The sequence below is a fragment of the Corallincola luteus genome (assembly GCF_004336975.1).
Taxonomy (GTDB): Bacteria; Pseudomonadota; Gammaproteobacteria; order Enterobacterales; family Neiellaceae; genus Corallincola; species Corallincola holothuriorum.
The window spans coordinates 1-3,047 of the sequence record NZ_SJXE01000026.1; the positions used below are offsets into that span (position 1 = coordinate 1).

General features: G+C 42.2%; 4 protein-coding genes. All 4 read right to left on the reverse strand.

Annotated features, from left to right (window positions below; translation table 11 throughout):
* Positions 1–586: 586 nt before the first annotated feature.
* The gene (locus EZV61_RS19310) at positions 587–1,105 is read right to left on the reverse strand and encodes a TFIIB-type zinc ribbon-containing protein (protein ID WP_131417671.1); all 519 of its coding nucleotides are present in this window, start codon (positions 1,103–1,105) and stop codon (positions 587–589) included.
* Positions 1,106–1,235: 130 nt separating this feature from the next.
* Positions 1,236–2,072 carry a hypothetical protein gene (locus EZV61_RS19315; protein WP_131417673.1) on the reverse strand — a complete coding sequence of 279 codons (837 nt, stop codon included), beginning with the start codon at positions 2,070–2,072 and terminating at the stop codon, positions 1,236–1,238.
* Positions 2,073–2,165: 93 nt separating this feature from the next.
* A complete protein-coding gene (locus EZV61_RS19320; protein WP_131417675.1) occupies positions 2,166–2,522 on the reverse strand; it encodes a hypothetical protein in 357 nt (118 codons plus the stop codon).
* A gap of 28 nt (positions 2,523–2,550) precedes the next feature.
* On the reverse strand, positions 2,551–2,952 hold the full coding sequence (locus EZV61_RS19325) for a hypothetical protein (RefSeq protein WP_131417677.1): 402 nt from the start codon (positions 2,950–2,952) through the stop codon (positions 2,551–2,553).
* Positions 2,953–3,047 lie beyond the last annotated feature (95 nt).

Sequence of the window (3,047 nt, forward strand, 5' to 3'; positions counted from 1 at the left end):
TTTTAGGAGAATACGATGGCTAGTTTTTTAGCAGGGATCAGTGCGTCAAACTTGACAGAGGGAGTCATACCAACGCCTTCAATCCCGTGGGGTAGCCGTCGCTCGTCGCTTCAACGGCTTCTTTTCCAGTTATGTAGATCACTCGCTACTGCTATCGTCACCAGAGAATAGATAGCACAGCCATGCAGGGAGGTATTCACGTCCGATATAAACAAAGAGTAAACCGACGACCAAAACGCCGATTGATTCAGGGATCCCCAAAAGTGGTTCTATGTGGGTATAAAAAACCATGTTTAATAGCCCAATAAGACTAAAGCAAATCCCAACCCAACATACAATCCATTTCATTTTTTGTCCTTATAGACAGATGAAAAATCACATTTTCATCCGTCCGTCACCAAATTCGCATCAGAGGCATTTCTGTAAAAGTTGATGGCAATGAGTCCTTGCCCTAGCTCGTAAATAAACCAGTTTTCATCGCGGTTAACAATCAATCACCCTGACCCTATTAATCAGAGCTCGCTAAACTAAGGAGCGAAGCGACGAAAGCCAGCGAAAAGGCCGTCCGCATAAGTTGGTTATACGCTCACCAACGACCAAGCAAGGACTCAGCCAAATCCATTATCCAATCGTATCTTGACGGTGCTGAGTGCGCCGTGACGAAGGGCTGCCTCTTGCGTACCTTCGTTACTTGAGGTTTCGGCGCTTCTCGATACTGATCCATAAGCTGCCCTCTGAGAAGGGCTCGTTCTTTTTTGGATATGGCTAGATCATGCATCTTCTCTAGTTCGCCAGTATCTAACCAGATTCCTCCACACCCGGGGCACTCATCAATCTCCAAAACATTCAATGGACTGAAGTAGCGCCGCATCATGACGACATCTTCACACTTAGGACAATTTACTCTTTCATGTTCGTTGAGCAATGTTGTGTTGAACTGTTTGAGGTGTTTCGCAAGTGCCTCACCTCTTATTTCTTTCCCATTCTCAAACTTGCTGAGTTCTTGGTTATCGAAGAACACGCCTCCACAAGCTTCACTTACATCAACCTCGATGCCACCAACTTTGAGCTTCTTCAAAGGAGTTTTTGTTCTAGGACAGAGCATGACTTCCTCATTGTCTAATTAGCGTATAACGCTCGCCATAACCGGCGTATAAAGGCTTGGCTAAAATTAGCAACGAAGGAGCGCAAGCCAAGCTTTTTGCGTCCTTTTGCTTGATGGCTTTGTTATGTTTTTATGCGATAAGCGTAGGTATAGAAAACCAAGAAACAACGACTAAAAACAATGAAAATGACAGCAATCTTTGTTGCTTACTATTGCGGTTTATTTTAATACCATAGCTTAAGCAAATAATGGCAGAAATGACTGCTATATAAAATGATAACCAAGGTAATAATTTTTGGCGGAACGTCTCAATAATGCCAAACTCGACTATTTCGATAACTTTAGGTGAGCCTGAATCAATAACGGTTACCTGAGCATAAACATGTGGCAAATAAAAACTAATTACATGCGCTAGCGTGAATACAAAAGCTAGGACAACTGAAGTTCTCATTGCGACTAAGATCTTAGGACTATTCATTAAACACCGAGCCATAGAAAAACATAACGCCGCAAACACGGACAAAGGCCAGCGGCTTGCCGCGCTGTGGCCTTTGTCCCCGAGGAGCGTAGCGACGAGTTTGTGACTTGCATTGTTATGTTTCTCTAGCGCCTCAATCGTTTCCGAATACAAATTGATTAAGTCAGATGCCGAGCATTTCATTGGGTGGATTACTCCTTCCTCTACCTCAAAAGTAACAATCGCAGTGTCACCTTCAAGCTTAATTCTGCTGCTACAATCATCTGTTGTTGCTCCAAAGTAGAGGAAAAAGCCATCCGGATTAATACTTTTTTCCTTTAGCTCCTCAAGCTCAGAACGCATTGAATGAAGGAATTGGGGTAAATACGCAACATTGTCTATCGGGGTTAAGTGCACATCCTTAAACCAAATATCCACCTCAATGTAAGGGCCTTCGAGAGGTTTCCGAATTCGAAAGTTAAGCCCTGACTCGTTTCCGATGATGATCATGCTACCCCTGAAACATAACGCCGCAAACAAGGGCGAGCGTAGCGAATCCAGCAGCCGAAGGCTGCGTTACTGTTTTGCCTTGTTATATGTAACCTAGAAATCACCGGCTGTAACTCCTTGGTACCAATGTGAAATACTTGGCACCGTTAAGCGCTTTGACCAATCTACTCTTTTTAACGAGGCATTGCCGATGACGAAGTAAACCTTCCCAGACTTGTCAAAGCAGGCAAGCGCATTGGTTTCGCTGCTTTTGGCAAATGGGATTAGTTCGATGCTTGAAGCAAGATCTTTGTTGATCAGATTGTAAGCAACATCAAAAAGACCGGATGATGAGCCAAGAAACCACCAGCGAAGCTCACCAAACTCACCCTGAATTGGGATGAGGCGCTCATACTCGTCTGGATACCCGAAGCCGTAATTTCGGCCAAGAAAATACTCGTTAGTTTCCATAGTTACATATAACGCTAGTTAGGTATACCTACTGCCAATGTGCTTTCACATTAATAATTTTATCACCCGTTAGAGTAATGTAATTAGATTCACCAGCTCTATATTCAATATTTGATAGAGAATATTTTTTACCATTGTCATACCATAAAGTTAAGTTTAAAAAACCTAACTCATTAGGAACAATAAATTTTAACTCCTTTCTATCTAATGTAGAAAGCTTTAATTGAGGGTTAACAATATCCCAAATCGAGTTCCCTATTTTTATATTTATCCGTTCAATTTCACCTTCGTGGAACCCACTAAATAATAAACGAAAGCGATCATCTTTATCATCATTAGTGAAAATCAAACTGACAAATACGATGAATAATGTAACAAGAACGCCGATATAAAACTGTTTCTGTGGTGGGACTCCATCTGCAGACTTCATTGGTATACCTAACGCCAAGCTCTAGCGAATCCCCTCATAATCCCTAGGAAATTCATAAAAGTAGACGCGCACCCCGTGGTTTGATCTAATTAATT

What these genes read in the sequence shown, in the direction of transcription:
- EZV61_RS19310 (WP_131417671.1), bottom strand. Translation starts at nt 1,105, where the DNA reads ATGCTCTGTCCTAGAACAAAAACTCCTTTGAAGAAGCTCAAAGTTGGT.
- EZV61_RS19315 (WP_131417673.1), bottom strand. Translation starts at nt 2,072, where the DNA reads ATGATCATCATCGGAAACGAGTCAGGGCTTAACTTTCGAATTCGGAAA.
- EZV61_RS19320 (WP_131417675.1), bottom strand. Translation starts at nt 2,522, where the DNA reads ATGGAAACTAACGAGTATTTTCTTGGCCGAAATTACGGCTTCGGGTAT.
- EZV61_RS19325 (WP_131417677.1), bottom strand. Translation starts at nt 2,952, where the DNA reads ATGAAGTCTGCAGATGGAGTCCCACCACAGAAACAGTTTTATATCGGC.